This is a genomic window from Pseudoalteromonas sp. MT33b, from assembly GCF_014117385.1.
In the GTDB taxonomy this organism is placed as follows: Bacteria; Pseudomonadota; Gammaproteobacteria; order Enterobacterales; family Alteromonadaceae; genus Pseudoalteromonas; species Pseudoalteromonas lipolytica.
In genome coordinates this window covers 1,115,146-1,132,577 of the sequence record NZ_CP059831.1, presented here as the reverse complement: position 1 = coordinate 1,132,577, position 17,432 = coordinate 1,115,146, and the positions used below count along the sequence as shown (strand labels likewise).

At 42.6% G+C, this 17,432-nt stretch carries 14 protein-coding genes; 4 read left to right on the top strand and 10 right to left on the bottom strand.

Annotated features, from left to right (window positions below; genetic code table 11):
- Positions 1 to 6: 6 nt before the first annotated feature.
- From glnD to H3302_RS05235, 4 genes are all read left to right on the top strand, one after another.
- Complete coding sequence (gene glnD, locus H3302_RS05250; RefSeq protein WP_036969758.1) at positions 7 to 2,625, top strand: [protein-PII] uridylyltransferase; 2,619 nt, start codon at positions 7 to 9, stop codon at positions 2,623 to 2,625.
- A gap of 9 nt (positions 2,626 to 2,634) precedes the next feature.
- On the top strand, positions 2,635 to 3,462 hold the full coding sequence (gene dapD / locus H3302_RS05245) for a 2,3,4,5-tetrahydropyridine-2,6-dicarboxylate N-succinyltransferase (RefSeq protein WP_036969760.1): 828 nt from the start codon (positions 2,635 to 2,637) through the stop codon (positions 3,460 to 3,462).
- Positions 3,463 to 3,703: 241 nt separating this feature from the next.
- Positions 3,704 to 6,814 (top strand): efflux RND transporter permease subunit, encoded by a 3,111-nt coding sequence (locus H3302_RS05240; RefSeq protein ID WP_182396222.1) that lies wholly within the window; start codon positions 3,704 to 3,706, stop codon positions 6,812 to 6,814.
- Positions 6,811 to 7,893, top strand: coding sequence for an efflux RND transporter periplasmic adaptor subunit (locus H3302_RS05235; protein WP_259369882.1), 1,083 nt, complete (start codon positions 6,811 to 6,813; stop codon positions 7,891 to 7,893). Before H3302_RS05240 ends, H3302_RS05235 begins: the two co-directional genes overlap by 4 nt.
- 51 nt (positions 7,894 to 7,944) lie before the next feature.
- Here the strand turns inward: H3302_RS05235 and H3302_RS05230 are convergent, their stop codons facing one another.
- From H3302_RS05230 to pspA, 10 genes are all read right to left on the bottom strand, one after another.
- Positions 7,945 to 9,900: a methyl-accepting chemotaxis protein gene (locus tag H3302_RS05230; protein ID WP_182396221.1), complete on the bottom strand. Its 1,956-nt coding sequence runs from the start codon at positions 9,898 to 9,900 to the stop codon at positions 7,945 to 7,947.
- A 167-nt stretch (positions 9,901 to 10,067) separates the two neighbouring features.
- Complete coding sequence (locus H3302_RS05225; RefSeq protein ID WP_182396220.1) at positions 10,068 to 10,646, bottom strand: hypothetical protein; 579 nt, start codon at positions 10,644 to 10,646, stop codon at positions 10,068 to 10,070.
- A gap of 114 nt (positions 10,647 to 10,760) precedes the next feature.
- Positions 10,761 to 11,105 (bottom strand): 4a-hydroxytetrahydrobiopterin dehydratase, encoded by a 345-nt coding sequence (locus tag H3302_RS05220; RefSeq protein WP_036969771.1) that lies wholly within the window; start codon positions 11,103 to 11,105, stop codon positions 10,761 to 10,763.
- A 9-nt stretch (positions 11,106 to 11,114) separates the two neighbouring features.
- A complete protein-coding gene (gene phhA, locus H3302_RS05215) occupies positions 11,115 to 11,912 on the bottom strand; it encodes a phenylalanine 4-monooxygenase (protein WP_036969774.1) in 798 nt (265 codons plus the stop codon).
- Between the two features lie 225 nt (positions 11,913 to 12,137).
- Positions 12,138 to 13,319, bottom strand: a complete 1,182-nt coding sequence (gene megL / locus H3302_RS05210) for a methionine gamma-lyase (protein ID WP_074988625.1) — start codon at positions 13,317 to 13,319, stop codon at positions 12,138 to 12,140.
- A gap of 134 nt (positions 13,320 to 13,453) precedes the next feature.
- The gene (locus H3302_RS05205; protein ID WP_182396219.1) at positions 13,454 to 14,488 is read right to left on the bottom strand and encodes a YcjF family protein; all 1,035 of its coding nucleotides are present in this window, start codon (positions 14,486 to 14,488) and stop codon (positions 13,454 to 13,456) included.
- Positions 14,485 to 15,897 (bottom strand): YcjX family protein, encoded by a 1,413-nt coding sequence (locus H3302_RS05200; RefSeq protein WP_036969783.1) that lies wholly within the window; start codon positions 15,895 to 15,897, stop codon positions 14,485 to 14,487. Before H3302_RS05200 ends, H3302_RS05205 begins: the two co-directional genes overlap by 4 nt.
- A 62-nt stretch (positions 15,898 to 15,959) precedes the next feature.
- Positions 15,960 to 16,361 (bottom strand): envelope stress response membrane protein PspC, encoded by a 402-nt coding sequence (gene pspC / locus H3302_RS05195; RefSeq protein WP_036969787.1) that lies wholly within the window; start codon positions 16,359 to 16,361, stop codon positions 15,960 to 15,962.
- Complete coding sequence (gene pspB / locus H3302_RS05190; protein ID WP_036969793.1) at positions 16,358 to 16,591, bottom strand: envelope stress response membrane protein PspB; 234 nt, start codon at positions 16,589 to 16,591, stop codon at positions 16,358 to 16,360. Before pspB ends, pspC begins: the two co-directional genes overlap by 4 nt.
- Before the next feature lie 57 nt (positions 16,592 to 16,648).
- Entirely contained in the window at positions 16,649 to 17,311 is a 663-nt protein-coding gene (pspA, locus tag H3302_RS05185) for a phage shock protein PspA (RefSeq protein ID WP_036969796.1), read from the bottom strand.
- Positions 17,312 to 17,432 lie beyond the last annotated feature (121 nt).

Here is a 17,432-nt window from a genome sequence, read left to right as displayed (position 1 = left end):
GCCCCTGTGGCATTACCCAACAAAGTAAAAAAGTTGCTCAGCCAAGCTGAGCAACTTAGCGATTATCGCGACTGTTCTGGTTATTTTTATAAGTGGCTACAGAACGAATTTTCTAAACAACCCGTCAGCAACTTAATCAATGCCCGCGCTGAGTTTATTGACCGCTTATTGATTAAACTGTTTCACGACTTTGACCTTGCCCACGAAAGTGATTTAGCACTTATTGCTGTCGGTGGTTATGGGCGTGGCGAGCTACACCCCTACTCCGATATTGACTTTATGCTGCTGGTTAGTGAACAACCAAGTGACGCTGTATGCGAAAAAATTGGCCAGTTCGTGACGATGCTATGGGACCTCAATCTCGAAATTGGTCACAGTGTTCGCACTATTGAACAAGCACTGGAGCAAAAACGTGAAGACGTTACTTTTGCCACCAGCTTACTCGAAAGCCGTTTAATATTTGGCAATCACATTGAGTTTGAAAAACTCAAAATGCACTTAATCGACACGCCAATTTGGCGCTCTGATGAATTCTTTTTGGCAAAAGTACAAGAACAACAATTACGCCATAAAAAATGCCATGGAACCGCCTATAATCTTGAGCCTAACATTAAAGAAAACCCAGGTGGCTTGCGCGATTTACAAACCATTATTTGGGTCGCAAAAAAGCACTTTAGGGCTGAAACATTACAAGAACTCATTAATCATGGTTACCTCACTCATGAAGAATACCAAGAACTCTCAGAGTGTTTAGAAAACCTGTGGAATATCCGCTTTGCCTTGCACATCGCTGCGGGACGTTCTGAAAACCGTTTATTGTTTGATCACCAGCCTCATGCTGCCGAAATTTTAGGTTTTGGTAGCGACGGTAAAGCGTCGGTCGAGCGCATGATGAAACGTTTATTTCGCATTATGAGCCGTGTACGAGAGCTTAACCAAATGTTGCTGTCTTACTTTGAGCAAAGCATTTTGCCAGGTGCAGGCGAGTTACCCGTTGTAGAGCTTGACCGGAACTTTGAGCGTATTGGTCATCAGATTCGGGTTAAAAACCCTTCTGTATTTTTCCGTCGCGACCAACTCTTTGTGTTGTTTGAGCACATTGCCGACAACCCCGAAATTACGCATATTTACCCAAGCACGATTCGTACAATGCGCCAAGTACGTCGCCGTTTATTAGGTGATTTACAAGATTACGCGGCGTGTCGTGAAGCATTCTTACGGTTAATTAAACACCCTAATGGCATGGGCCGAGCATTCACGCTCATGCACAAACACGGCATTATTGCGGCTTACTTACCGCAGTGGCGAAATATATTCGGACAAATGCAATTTGACTTATTCCACGCCTACACTGTGGATGAGCACACGCACAAGCTTATTAATAATATTTACAAATATTTTGATAAGTCTCGAGTCAGTGAATTTCCTCTGTGCAGTGAAATCGTCACCCGCATGGATAAACCTGAACTGTTATATTTAGCCGGTATTTTTCACGATATTGCCAAAGGACGTGGTGGCGATCACTCAGAGCTTGGCTCGGTCGATGCCTTAGCGTTTGCCAAACTGCACCGTTTTCCTGCATCAGATGGTAAACTTATTGCGTGGTTGGTTGGCAATCACTTACTTATGTCGGTCACCGCGCAACGCAAAGACATTAACGACCCTGATGTAATTAAAGATTTTGCCAGCAAGGTGAAAAATGAACGCCAGCTCGATTATTTATATTGTTTAACACTGGCTGATATCCGTGCTACAAATGATAACTTGTGGAATGATTGGAAAAACACCCTACTGCGAGAGCTGTATTTACACACCCAGCGCGCACTGCGCTTGGGACTTGAAAATCCAATGGACCAACGAGATCAAATTCGAGACAAAAAGCGCCAAGCAAAACAGCGCTTGCTTAATCTTGGCTGTAACGAGGATCAGATTGATTTAATTTGGAGTCGCTTTAAAGCTAATTATTTTACCGCTTTTAGCGAGCAGCAGATTTCATGGCACACAGAGCACCTGTTAAACAGTGCAGACTTAAGCCAACCCAGTGTCATGGTGTCTGACACAGCAATGCATGGTGGCACGCAGGTATTTGCTTACAGCCCCTATTCTGGTGGCTTATTTGCACGCCTTGTGAGTGTTATAGGCTCTAAAAAAGCACAGATCCAACATGCGCAAGTGTTAACGACCAAAGACGGTTATGTGCTGTTTAGCTTTGTTATTTTAGAAGTGAATGGCGACCCTATTGCCAGTGGTCGTGCACAGTCGATTAAGCGTGCATTGGATCTCGCTATTAATGATCCTAAAAAGAAAATTCGCTTTAAAAAGAATCGTTCGCAGCGCTTTAAAGACTTTAATATTAAACCAAAAATTGTGCTTAGACCGCATGCACGAAAAGACCGCAGTCTAATTGAAATTCAAGCAGTGGATATTCCGGGCTTACTCACCAAAATAGCCGAAGTATTCCAAGCACATTTACTGCATATTCATGCTGCACGGATCACCACAGTGGGCGAACGCGCAGAAGATTTCTTCGTGGTATCGAATAATGAATACCAAGCATTAACAGACGAAGAACAAGCAAAAATTCATCAAGCATTGCGTAAAAAACTCAACGCAGAAACCGAATAAGAGGATCTTATGTCAGATTTAAAAACCATGATCGAAAACGCCTGGGAAAACCGCGATAGTATCAGCCCAAGCACAGTATCAAGCGAAGTAAAACAGGCCATTATTGATGCGCTTGAACTGCTTGATAGCGGCGCGGCTCGTGTTGCTGAAAAAATCAGTGGTGAGTGGGTTGTTCATCAATGGTTGAAAAAAGCAGTACTGCTGTCATTCCGTATTCGTGATAACCAACCAATGAACGATGGTGTTAATCAATTCTACGATAAAGTACCACTAAAATTTAGCGACTATACGCCAGAGCAATTCCAACAAGGCGGCATGCGCGTAGTCCCTAACGCTGTGGCGCGCAAAGGCAGCTTTGTTGGTAAAAACGTGGTGCTTATGCCTTCTTACGTCAACATTGGTGCTTACGTTGACGAGGGCACCATGGTCGATACTTGGGCAACCGTTGGCTCGTGCGCACAAATTGGTAAAAACGTTCATTTATCAGGGGGCGTAGGCATTGGTGGTGTACTTGAGCCACTTCAAGCAAACCCAACCATTATCGAAGATAACTGCTTTATTGGCGCACGCTCTGAAATTGTTGAAGGCGTTGTTGTTGAAGAAGGCGCCGTTATTTCAATGGGTGTATACATCAGCCAAAGTACGCGCATTTATGACCGTGAAACCGGCGAGGTTCACTACGGCCGTGTACCAGCGGGTGCCGTTGTTGTTCCGGGTTCACTGCCTTCTAAAGATGGTTCGCACAGCCTATACGCTGCCATCATCGTAAAAAAAGTAGATCAACAAACGCGCGAAAAAGTAGGCATTAATGCACTACTTCGCTCGATTGATGAGTAATCAGTGATTTTACACAGTCTGTTATGACTAAAAAGCGCTTTCCTTAATGAGGAATAGCGCTTTTTTTATACCTGTTAATTTTCATCAACTTTATTAAATTGTTACATCTTATTTCAAAAACACACTTTATCGCGTATTTACAGCAACCCAGCGTCTACTTTGACATACATTCCATTAAACTTACTGGCACTTTTTTTACGTCGCATTACAATGCACACAAATTGATTTTGGAACACACACAATGAATTTGACGCGCAGTTCACTGAAGAACCCAGCGAGTGTTATTGTCATCTTAGTACTGATTATGTTGTTTGGCATGTTGAGTATTTTCAAGCTGCCAATTCAACTTACACCCGATATTGAACAACCGCAAATCACTATTTTTTCAGGTTGGCGCCAAGCCGCACCAGAAGAAATAGAATCCGTGATTATTGAGCCGCTCGAAAACGCAGTAAAAAACACACCTGGCGCTTTAGAGGTGAATACCAATATCAACCGAGGTAATGGCTCTATCACCCTTACTTTTGCAGTCGGGCAAAATATGCAGCAAGCCATGCTCGATGTACTCACAAGTCTAAACCAAGCACCGCCACTGCCCTTAGATGCATTCGACCCTGTGGTATTTGCAGGCGGCAATAATGGCGAAGCCGCTGCCACTTTATTAGTGACTCCGACGCACTACAACGCCGATAGCTTAGATCTTGATATGGCACAGTTTCAAAAACAAATCGACGAATTTGTTGAGCCACGTTTAGCCCGTATTCCCGGTGTTGCCCGCGTTGATTTAGCCAGTGAACGACCAAAAGAGTTGCGCATCACCTTTGATCCTCACAAAGCCGCTGCCCTTGGCGTAAGCCTTGACCAAATAAGTAACGTATTAGCCAGTTCACGCGATACCTCAGGAGGCCTTGCTAATGTCGGACGCCGTCAATATACCGTGCGCTTTACGGGTCAGTATGATTTGTCGAGCATGGCACAAATGCGCGTTGGTTATTCTGGCGACAGGCCAATTTACCTTGGCGATATTGCACGCGTAGAACGCACTTTTTCTGACCGTTTAGGCATGAGTGGCCGAAATGGTAAACCGGCGTATTACATTCGAATTTCGCGCGCCAACGAAGCCAATACTGTCGCACTTCTTGATGACATAAATTTAGCGATTAAAGAGCTAAACGAAGGCCCTCTTGCTGAAAATGGCTTATCGATTGAGTTAAGCTTTGATGCCTCAGTGCATATTCGTAACGCCTTATCATTAGTGAAAAGTAACTTAGGATTAGGTGTACTTTTATCATGCTTGATCTTATGGTTGTTTTTCCGCGGGTTAAAAGCCACGTTTGTGATTGCCGCTACAATCCCGGTGTCGTTGATGGTGGCGTTTTTAGCCCTTAATATTTTTGAACGCAGCTTAAATGTTATTTCCCTTGCCGGCCTAGCCTTTGCTGTCGGCTTAGTTTTAGATGCTGCTATCATAGTCCAAGAAAATATAGCCCGACTCAGAAGCGAAGGCTTTGATACTAAAAAAGCGGCATTAAAAGGAGCAGCGCAAGTCACCGGTGCCTTATTTGCGTCAACCACCACCAGCGTTGCTATTTTTCTCCCTATTCTCTTTATGGCAGGCATTGAAGGTCAGCTGTTTTCAGACCTAGCACTCACCCTCTCTATTGCGGTCATTGCCTCAATGGTCTGTGCCATTACACTCATTCCATTAGCGAACCATGTTTGGCCTGACACTGAACTAAAACCCGATCCTTATCGTGCTTATTGGCAAAAACTAACTAACTTTATCATGGCACTCACTAACACCCGCACTAAGCAACTGCTCTGGATTGCCTCGTTATTAGGTGGCTCATTAATTACCACCATGACTATGCTGCCAAAAACTGACTTTATGCCCAGAGCGCCAACTGATGGCTTTTTCTTTAACTTGAATACCCCACCGGGTGGCAATGTGCAATTTATGGAAGAAGAGTTATTAATGCGTATCAAAAAACGCTTAATGCCTTACTACACAGGCGAGAAAGAGCCAGGAATAAAAGACTTTAACTTTTATGCATTTGGTTCCAACGCTGGCGGATTTATTTATTCGGCTGATCCACAACGCGTTGAAGAATTGATGAAAGTTGCTCGAGAAGAAATTTTCATCGACTTACCCGACACGCAGGTATTCTTCTTTCGAGGTTCTATGATCCAAGTCGCGAATGGGGGAGATGGCCGAGATATCAATATTGATCTAACCGGTCCGAACATGGATGACCTGATTTCAGGTGCTAATGTCGCCTTGCAAGCAGTCACAGAAGCAATGCCAAATGCCACAGCAAGACCACAACCGCGTTTAGATATGGCCGAACCAGAGCTCAGGCTTACACCTAACGACCGCCGTATTACTCAAGCAGGGCTAACTCGCCGTGACGTTTCACAAGCGGTACAGGCTTATACAGGCGGCTTATTTGTTAACGAATACTTTGACGGCAACGAGCGCATGAATGTAATTTTGCGAGGCACTCCATGGCAAACCCCTGAAGAACTAAAAGCCTTGCCCATTGTTACACCGCTCTCGGGCATTCAAACTCTGGGCGAGCTTGCCCAAATTAAGCGCACTGTTGGCCCTACACAATTACGCCGTGTTAACGGACGTCGCACAGTGAGTATTGTCGTCACACCACCTGCCGATATGAGTTTGCAACAAGCACAAACTATTTTAGCCGAACACGTTATGCCAAAAGTACGTGCCAGCTTACCCGAAAGTGCTGGCGCGATTTTGGCTGGCAACGCACAAAAAATGAATTCAGCTATGCAAGAGATGACTCTCAACTTTTTACTAGCCTTGTTTATTTTATTCCTGCTGATGACAGCATTATTTAAATCTGCAAAAGACAGTGTCTTGGTACTGCTAGTTATGCCGCTGGCGATAGCTGGCGGGGTACTGGCCTTGTTTGTGCTGAATTTATTCACTTTCCAATCACTCGATTTATTGACCATGATTGGCTTTATCATTTTGCTGGGATTAGTGGTCAATAATGCGATTTTATTGGTCGACCAAACGCGTGTTGCGATGTCTGCAGGGCTTAACCGAGAGGCTGCAGTTCGCCAAGCAGTGCTACTTAGAGCACGCCCCGTTTATTTAAGTACCTTAACGAGTTTATTTGGCATGTTACCGCTGATGTTAATGCCCGGTGTTGGCTCAGAGATTTATCGCGGTCTTGCGACCGTCATTGTAGGCGGCATGGCTATTAGCGCGCTATTTACGCTTATTTTAATGCCGAGTTTATTGCAGCTTGGCAGGCAATTACCACCAATAAACAATAATCAACAACCCGAAAAAACGCCTTTAAGCTTGGTATCGAATCAATGAGTGATAAAACGATGATAAAAAATATACGTATTGTAACCGCGGTATTATGTGCCTTCGCCTTTCATGCTTTCGCGGTCGTTCCTGTCACGGTCGATACAGTGAGTAAAGCACAGCTAACCAGTGAAATTGAAGTAAGTGGCACTTTATACGGTAAAGACGATGTCACGCTTACCGCAGGAATTAGTGGACGTTTACTCTATGTGGTAGAGCCCGGCACTTTAGTCAACCAAGGTGATACGCTAGTGCGCATGGACACTTTACCACTGGAACTTGAAAAAGCCCGTCAGCAAGAAATGCTCAACCGTGCAAAAATAAACCTGCGTTTATACGAGCAAGAGTTAGCCCGTTTACAAAAACTCGCAAAAGCGAGCAGTGCAGCGGCAAGCCAAGTTGATGGAATGCAAAATAAACACGACCTCGCTTTGTCTGATATTGCCCTTGCTGAGGTAGAGTTAAAGGTGATCGACGATAAACTATCCCGTGCGACCATCAGCGCACCCTTTTCAGGTGTTATCAGCGAGCGCTATAAACGTGCTGGACGTGAAATAAACCGCGCCGATGAATTAGTCACCTTACTCGATATCACTCATTTAGAAGTGCGTTTATATGTCCCTGTTAAATACCTTAAGTTTTTACATAAAGACATTGCACTGCCGGTCAAAGCAGGCGATTTATCAGCACCTGAAACAACAACCGCTAAAATTACAGCAGTGATCCCATCTACAGATCCGCGTTCACAAACAGTCGAAGTACGTGCCGCATTGCACGTATCTCAAGAGCAAGTATGGGCGATAGGTCAACTTGTCGATGTTACTGTTCCATTAACAAGTAAAGGCGATGTGTTATTAGTGAACCGAGATGCCCTCATTTTACGTAAAAATGGCACGCATATCGTAAAGATTGATAACGCCAGTACAGCAACACAAATTCCCGTTATCGTTGGCAGTGGCAAGGGTCAGCTTGTTGAGGTGAGTCCCCTCACTCCTGCGTCTCTTAGTGCGGGCGATAAAGTGGCAATAAGGGGGGCTGAACAATTGCAAACAGGCCAAAAGGTTGATGTACAAATAAAGCCCGAATGAAAAATGAGTAAAGTATAAAGCCAGTGTCACTGGCTTTATACTCCTAGGTTTTTAACTGACTTTAAATTGCTTCACAATTTGGTCTAGCTCAAGCGCTGTTTGCGCTAAGCCATCAGCAATCGCTGCTGCGCGCTCTGCACCATCCATCGTTTCATGTGCTTTTTCGTTAACATGTTGAACACTTTCACTTATTTGCATACTCACGACATTTTGCTCTTCAGACGCACTGGCAATTTGTACATTCATATCTTTAATTGTGCCTACCGATTGTGAAATTTGCTCGAGGACTTCACCGGTTTGCTCAGTTTTCTCTGCGGTTTGCTCCACATTTTGCATATTCATTTTCATCGAATCGACTGAGCGCTTCGCTTCATTCTGTAAATTAGAAATCATCACTTGAATTTCTTCAGTACTTTGTTGTGTCCGACTTGCTAAAGAGCGCACTTCATCTGCAACTACTGCAAAACCGCGTCCTTGCTCTCCAGCTCTAGCAGCTTCGATGGCCGCATTTAAAGCTAATAAGTTAGTTTGGTCAGCAATACCTCTTATCACATCTAAAATGGAGCCCACTGACTCAGTTTCTGCTTCTAAGTTTTCAATCGTTTTGCTCACGTTCATCATGGTCTCAACCAACTCGTCCATTGCGTGATGCGTTTGTGAAACTACTTGCGTGCCCGTCAGTACTTCATTATCGGCTTTTGTTGCTGCATCAGCAGCCATTTGTGCACTTTGCGTAATCTCATTAATGGTTGCTGACATTTCATGCATTGCAGTGGCTGTTTGTGTTAATTGGTCAGATTGATGCTCTGCACCTGTTTTAGAACTCGCCGTTATCGTTGTTAAATCTTGTGATGTGCGCGAAACTTGCGTGGTAGATTCACTGATCTGAGTCAGCATTTCGTTAAGCTTTGACACCATTTCGCGCATCGCTAAGTAAATTCCTGTTTCATTTCCATGCTGACTAAAACGATATGTTAAATCACCTTCAGCTATCGATTGCACAATGGTCGCTATTTCGCTCGGCTCCCCGCCAATAGGCGCTTTTATTAAACGCGAGATAAAGATACTTAAGAAAATGCCCACAGTAATAATTATGATGGCAAAGACTAAAATGGTGGTAATCGCATTTTCACTGCTGGCTTGTATCATGGGACCTATTTCATCTTGGCGGTTTTGGCTGGCGAGTTTAATACGTTCAATTTCCTCAGCTATTTGCGGGCCTACTTTATCAAGTGTCCCGCTAATTATATTATTACGCTCTGTAATCAAGGACTTTACTTGCTCAAGCCCTGTAATATAGTCATTCGTTCTGGTTTTGAAATCAGACAATAATGCCTGCTCTTTTGCATCAAAAAGGCCCGCTGACAATTGCTGAGTTTTAGCTTGAACGCCCTTAAATTCTTTCATTGTTCTGTCAAAATCGGCCAGTGAGTTGCTGACTAAAAACTTTGCAGCATACAATCGCCCAAGTAATAACGACTCTTGCAATTGTGCACTTAAAAATAATGCTGCGCTGTTTTCTTTGTTTTTACTCAGCAGCATAATTTCTGTTAAGGCCTCACGCATAAACGGCCCGTTTCCATCGAGCTTATTTTCGACTACATCATTGCGTTTTTCTACTAACTTAACGATGTCTTCAAAACCATTCTTATAATTACTTGCTCCTTTTTCTATTACTGTCATTGCTTTTACTTTCTCGGCATCAGTAAACTGTTTTTTGCTCTGAGTGATTAATTCACTGAGTAAATTATGACGCTCGTTAAAATCGGAAATGGCTTGAGGTTCTTGATCTTTCAAATATTTGAGTGCATTTAAGCGTAAAGTTAATACGTTTGATTGGACTCGTCCCGTGATATTGCTATCGCGTGCATTTACGCGATAATCAACAAAATTATCATAGCCTGAGTTAAGAGCTAACAAGGCAACTATACTGACTACCCCTAGCAGAACAATCATTGCGCCAAATGCAAGATACAGCTGTGTATTTAACCTGAACTTCGTAAACATAATGTTCTCTCTGTTTAATTGCAGTACCCTATGCGTGATGGCTTCCTTACTAAAAATCTCATTAAGTATAGGAAACAACAGTGAGAATGATATGTTATGAGGGGAAATAGGGGGGAATTTAAGAAATATCTGATATGTAAGTAAAAATCGTCCTAATTATTCCAGTTTTATAAACAATTAAACCCCTCTAAGGAAATCTGTTTAGTTTGCTCATCGACATTACTTTTTTGATAGATCTGTAAACTATCTTGATGAACTTTAAAACTAAATTCACCTGCCCACGGTAATGAAGCAACCGGGATCTGGCGATAAAAACCATAACGGTCATAGCAAATATATGAAATATGATGGTAAACATCTGTAAAAACGCCATAGTCAGCTGTAAATACACTAATATGCTGTTGCTGCTTAAAATACTTTGCCTGTGTCCCTGCAACAAGGTACCAAAAACACAGACTCACCATAACCACAAGTTGAAGCCCTGCGACAATGAATAATAAAAGATGTCGTCTAGCGGTTGGTTGAGTCTCTAGCGCTGCTCTGCCTGTGTCACACCTGTTATTTTTGAGTAATAAATAAATGCCCGTTATGACCATAAACAGCTTAATAATGAGTAACGCAACGCCTATTTGATACATCATTTTTGGGCTATGCCATTGAATGCCAAATACAGGAGGTACAAAAAGGCTGTCGATAAGCGGCAATAAAATAAGTAATGAGGCTATGATTAGGCTTTTATTCTTCATTGTTTTCTACCGTGTTGTTTCATAACGCAAATACACTATATAGGCTTTTTCCTTTTAACAAAAATAAAAAGGCGCGACCTTGGGTCACGCCTTCTGGGCAGAACTTATTGCGTTTTATAATGCAGCAAAGACATCGTCAGTTTTTGCAGCACAAATAAAATCGTTTTTATGTAAGCCTTTAATTGAGTGGCTCCACCACGTAACAGTCACTTTGCCCCACTCTGTAAGTAAACCTGGGTGATGGCCTTCTTCTTCAGCCATATCACCTACTTTATTTGTAAATTCAAGTGCTTGTTTAAAGTTTTTAAACTTATACACACGCTCTAATTGCATAATGCCGTCGCGCACTTCTGGTACCCAATCAGGGATCATTTTAATTAATTCTGCTAACTCAGCATCAGATACTTTCGGCGCATCAGCACGACACGCTTCACACTTTTGTGTGCTTAATGAAGACATTATAAATCCTTAACTTGCTAATTTTTCTTTAGGTGGAAACTTTGGCTCATGAAGCCCTAATTCTTTTGCTTTACTCACCAATGACATGATATCCATTTGTGAGATATCAAATAAGTCATTAATCGAATTAATGGTGTAGTACACAGGCTGCATTATATCAATACGGTACGGTGTGCGAAGCACATCCAGTACATTCATTGCATTGATTTCTGGTTTATCAGAGTACACGTATTGCGTTTCACCTGGGCTTGATAAAATACCGCCACCATAAATACGCAAGCCTTGGTCTGTTTGCATTAAACCAAACTCAACAGTAAACCAATATAAACGTGCCAGATACACGCGATCTTTTTTCTCTGCTGCATACCCTAATTGACCGTATTTATGCGTAAACTCAGCAAATGCAGGGTTTGTTAACATTGCACAGTGACCAAAAATTTCGTGGAAAATATCTGGCTCTTGTAAATAGTCAAACTCTTCACGGGTGCGAATAAACGTGGCCACGGGGAATTGCTTATTAGCTAACAAACGGAAAAACTCGTCAAAATCAATTAACGCAGGCACAGGCGCAACTTGCCATCCAGTGGTTTTTTCCAGTACTTCGTTTAATTCACTTAATTGGGGAATACGATCTGAAGGAAGGTTTATTTTTTTTAAACCCTCAAGGTATTCATTGCAGGCTTTGCCTTCAATGCAAGCGAGTTGGCGAGCAACCAGCTCAGACCATATTTTGTTTTCGTCTTCGCTCCAATGGATCACCCCATTTTCATCGGGTTGCTTGGAGGTGTAATTACTTGCTTTAGCCATAATAACCTTCTTCGTTAAATCTTGATCAGCACGATAAGAATCACTTTAACTTGTTAAGTCGATACTATGTAAAAGTAAGCGAGATTTTAATAGTTTTGGGTGTTTCTACTGTTTGCAGAAACACCCCCACTGTAAATAAAAAATTACACCAAAAGATCTAAATATTTACACACCCCGTTAAATAAGGGCTAAAACACCACTTTGGTGTAAACTTAAATTCACACCCTACCCAATAGATGTAAATGCAGTTTTAAGATCGTTAATTATATCGTTAACATCCTCTAAACCGACTGATAAGCGAATTAATCCATCACTAATACCAGCCGCAGCCCGTTCTTCTGGTGTATAGGGAGAGTGAGTCATAGACGCGGGATGCTGAATGAGGGTTTCAGCATCACCTAAACTCACTGCTAACGTACAAAGCTGGGTATTATTAATGAAGGTTTCACCTTGTTCTAAGGTGCCTTTAATTTCGAACGCGATCACACCACCCGCTGCTTTCATTTGTGTACCAATAAACTTATGACCTTGATGTGATTTAAGGCCAGGATAATAAACCTTGCTCACCAACGGGTGCTGCTCTAAAAACTCAGCAACCACTTGGGCACTCGCACAATGGCGCTCCATTCGTACTGCAAGCGTTTTTAACCCTCTGTTTATTAACCAGGCATCATGTGGACTAATCGTTGCGCCAATATCTTTAAGCACGGTCATTTTTATTAAATTAATGTGCTCATTAGAACCACACACAATGCCAGCAACCACATCGCCATGTCCGTTCAAGTATTTAGTCGCACTGTGAATAACAATATCGATGCCATATGAAGTGGGTTGCTGAAGTAAAGGCGTTAAAAAAGTATTATCAATAACACTGAGCAACTTATGTTGCTTCGCGACTTCTGCAATTAAGCTTAAATCAAGCACCGTCATGGTTGGGTTTATCGGCGTCTCAGCAAAAATCATTTTACTGTTTGGTTTAACAGCAGCACGTAACGCGGCTTCATCGCTCATATCAACAAAACTGACTTCTATACCGAAGCGAGGCAGCATGTGAGCAAAAAAAGCAAAAGTACAACCGTAGAGTGCACTTGATGCCACAAGGTGGTCACCATGCTGTAAAAAGCTCAGTACAGAGGCTGATACTGCGCCCATTCCCGTTGCTGTTGCTGCAGCCGCTTCACAATTTTCAAGTTGTGCAACTTTTTGCTCTAACTCTTGCGTGGTTGGGTTACCTAAGCGAGTGTAAATAAACCCCTGCTCTTCACCAGCAAAACGTGCAGCTCCTTGTGCTGCACTCGTGAACGCAAATGTTGAGGTTTGATAAAGTGGCGCACTCAGTGCGCCGTGAGGATCATTTGGCTTTTCTGGACCATGGATACATTGTGTATGTAAGTGATGCTTAGTCATTGTCTGTTCTCGTTTTTATTATCAGTACTTCATACTCATAAATAAAACGCACATACAGCCTAACCACAAGCATGCCGGATGCTCAGATGGCTAAATATCACTCAACCGTTTTTATTAACTGTACACAAATGTTGTCATTGAGTCTTTTCGGTGTCTTTATCGCTGCTGCGCGAGGCTATTTTTCGCGCAATACTATTAGCCGTTTCTTTTAATAGGCTACGTTTGTGCTCTAAACGTGGCAATGGCCTACTTAACTCCATGGCTTTATAGCCAATGCGAGCAGTAAAAATACCGGCGCTAAGCCCTTGCGCGGCACGGCCCGACAATTTACCCAACAGCTCTGCACTGAGTGCCGTTGCAGCCAGATCGGACACCAGTTCAGCACTGCCTACAAAAAGCACTTGTTTGATCAACAAGCGATACAATTTTATGCGACTTGCATAACCAAAACCAATGCCATAAATACGACCAATTTGCTCAATTAATTTAGTGCCACGCCAAAGTACCGCCATCATATCAACCAGTGCAAGTGGGCTTAATGCCACCAATAAGCCCGATTCTGTGGCAAACCGATTAATCAGTTTCTTTGCTTGCTGATCTTGGCTGACTAATAAGCTGTCTGCATATAACGTCATGATTTCTTTGTCGGTATGATGACTGGCTATTTGTGTTTTAAAGTCATCAAAGCCTGTGAGTGCTTGATGTTTATTGAGTTTTTCTAGCCAAGGCAGCGCTTCACCTACTTGCTCACTATTAAGTAATCGATCAGCCTCTGTACGATGTAGCTGATTGCGCTTTAAGCTACGCAGCATGCGATACTCACGCCAAATAACACGGCTAATCAAGAGCACGCCACTTAGTACCGCTGTTAAATACACTGAACCGACAATAATCGATTGCTGAAACGTCACATACAGCGACATACCAAATTCAAGCAAGACCAAGACTAAAAAGCTCACAACAAAAAGGCTTTTTAATGTTTGCCATTTTGACTTTCTGTATACCGGTGCCAGTTCTATGTCGTCAGTTAATTCGTCATCGTTTTCAATAAACTCTGCATTTTCAATTACCTTTGCAGCTGTAAGCTCCTCAGTCGGTGCTTCATTTGCTGCAGAGCTCGCAATACGGCGCCCAGCTTGAAAATCAACCTCGTTCGGCTGTTTACTCATGTTAGTTTATCTCCTATCAGATACTGCATGACATGATCTAAACGAATATGCTTTAACCGTTTATCAGGGCATGGTAATGGCGAAAACGATAAAAACTCAAAGCCTTGTGCTGGCCACTCGTGTTTATTCAATAGTCGTGAAGGTGGCTGGGGGGGTAAATAAGTGACCCACTCATGCTCGCCCAATGGTTTACCGTAAATACAGGCTAATTGCTGGCCTTTTTCTACAACTTGACGCGGCTCTGTCGCACAAATTGACGACATAGCCATGGTTTCAATTTGTACGCCTTCAAACTTTAAATGGTTGCTTTGATCATGCACGATTGAATCAAGCAATAATGCTAAATCTTTATGATACTGCGCGCTAATATGGTCTGATTTATTTGCAGCAAACAACAGCTTGTCGATGTTAGGTTTAAACAAACGTTTAAAGAAACTGGCTTCACCGTAATTAAAATGTGCAAGCAATTGGTTTATTACACGACTTTGCTCATGTAACGTTTCGGCCCCTTCGTTCAATGCACTCAAGACATCCACCAGCACAATTTGTCGGTCAAAATGGCGAAAATGTTGCTCATAAAATGGCTTCACAACTTCTTTTACGTAGGCCTTATAGCGCTTTTTAAGGTGCGCTAAATTTGACCCTTCAGCAATTTCCTCTGGTACGTTTGCGACCGGGAAAAACTGCAGTAAGGGGGCACCTTTAAGTTCACCCGGCATCAACATACGCCCGGGTTGTAACATGGCAAGTTTGGTATCTTGCTTTAGACTGATGAGTAACTGCTGATACAGTGCTGCCACCTCAGCAAGTAAACTTTCATCAACACTGGACGATAAATCGAGCTCTGCAAGTGCAGATAAAAATGGCTGAGCTTTTTCATTGCGCGCCGTTTGCATAAGCAATGAATATTGTAACTCACACCAATCAGCAAATGACTGCTCAAGCATTGGCAAGTCGAGTAACCATTCACCTGGGTAATCAATGATGTCTAAATACAAAGTGGATTGCGGTGCAAAATGACCACGAAGCCCGGCATTACTTTGATACTTGATTGCCAGTCGCAGTGTGTTGATACGCTCAGTTGATGCCGGCCATGCCGGTTCACCTTCCAGGGGCAATAATGACGACAAAGCCTGATTATATTCAAACGTTGGAATGGTGAGAGCTTGCTGAGGTACCACTTTGGTTGCAATATGGCGTTTTTCACGCATTACATTAAAAAATGGTAGGTTTTTATCATCAGCTTGACTGGTTAAATGCTTAACAAGTGCGGTTATAAACGCCGTTTTACCACTGCCACTTAATCCTGTTACAGCAAGTTTCACGTGTTGATCTAAACCACGATGCAGCGCTTTTTCGGCTTTGTTTTTTAATTTATTAAAGGTGTTCTTTGCAAATGATTGGCTCATACAGTGTCTAGCACCCTATTTGCGCTTGGTTTCACATTGCAAACAAGGTGCTTTAAAATCCTTTAAAGTTTGTTAATTTCACGGCTAACCGTAAATTCAGTTGAGGTGACATAGCGTTCCATCTCTTGTAAACGACCATCAACTCGCGCAAGACGCTCTTTTAAATCTTGCAGTGCACGGCGAGGTGGTTCCCCTTTTTGCCATACTTTAAATTTCACTTCAAGCGGGTCTTGGTGAATACTGTCGCCAGTTTTCATTGTTTTCTCTGATGGTTTCTTATCTAAAATAAACCACGCAGCAATGTAAGCAACAACAATAAATGGCCCACCCGATAACAACACTGCGGTGACGACAAGAATGCGTACGAGCCAAAGCTCCATATTAAAGTAGTCGCTGATACCCGCGCACACACCGGCTATTTTACCGCGCTCTGCGTCTCTGAATAATTCGCGTTTGGTACTCATACTTTACGTCTCCACTGTGGAGCCTCTTGATCAAGTAAGGCTTCTAATGTTTCAACTCGCTCTGCCATTTTGTCTGCTTTTTGTGCAAGCTCTAACAGCTGGCGATGTTCGTGTTCACTTAAACCTTGACTCACTTGCTTTTTACTACGGTAGTGTAAAATAAGCCAAAGTGGGGCAACAACCACCATAAATACAATAATGGGTGCCATCAAAACTTCTGCGTCGAACATGATTCTCTCCTGTCAATCCGTTATGTGTTTAAGCATTGGGGGACTTGCCCCCATTTTTTATTTTTTATCTGCCAGTTTTTTCTTAAGCTCAGCAAGCTCATCATCAATCTTTTCGTCTTGCTGTAGACCCGCAATTTCGTCAGCTAATGATTTTTTACCAAGATCATAAGACTCTATTTGAGATTCTAGACCATCGATCTTGTTTTCGTAACGTTCGAAGCGGTTTAGCGCATCTTCCACTTTTGAGCTATCAAGCGCTTTTTTCACTTCTAAACGTGACTCAGCTGAACGTTGACGTAAGATAATCGCTTTTTGACGTGATTTAGCATCAGCCAGCTTCTCTTGTAACGTACTTACTTCTTGCTGAAGCTTTGCAATATGAGATTCAACATGCTCAAGCTCAGACTCAACGGCAGCCACAGCATCCGCAGACTTTTGCTTTTCAATCAGTGCTGCACGCGCTAAGTCATCACGGTCTTTGCTTAGTGCTAACTCCGCTTTTTCTTGCCAATCAGCAACCTGTACTTTTAATGTATCAACGCGACGTACTAATTCTTTTTTCTCAGCAAGTGTTTTTGCTGACGTAGAGCGTACTTCTACTAATGTATCTTCCATCTCTTGGATGATCAGACGAACCATTTTTTCTGGGTCTTCTGCTTTATCTAAGATGGCATTGATATTAGAATTAACGATGTCTGCAAAACGTGAAAAAATTCCCATAACATTTACCTCTTTGGTGTTTTAACTTAATCAGTTGGTATATCTAGTATCAATATGCTTGCCAACTTTTATAAAGCTAGAATAACTTAATATATTCAAACAGTTAAACTAAATTTATAAA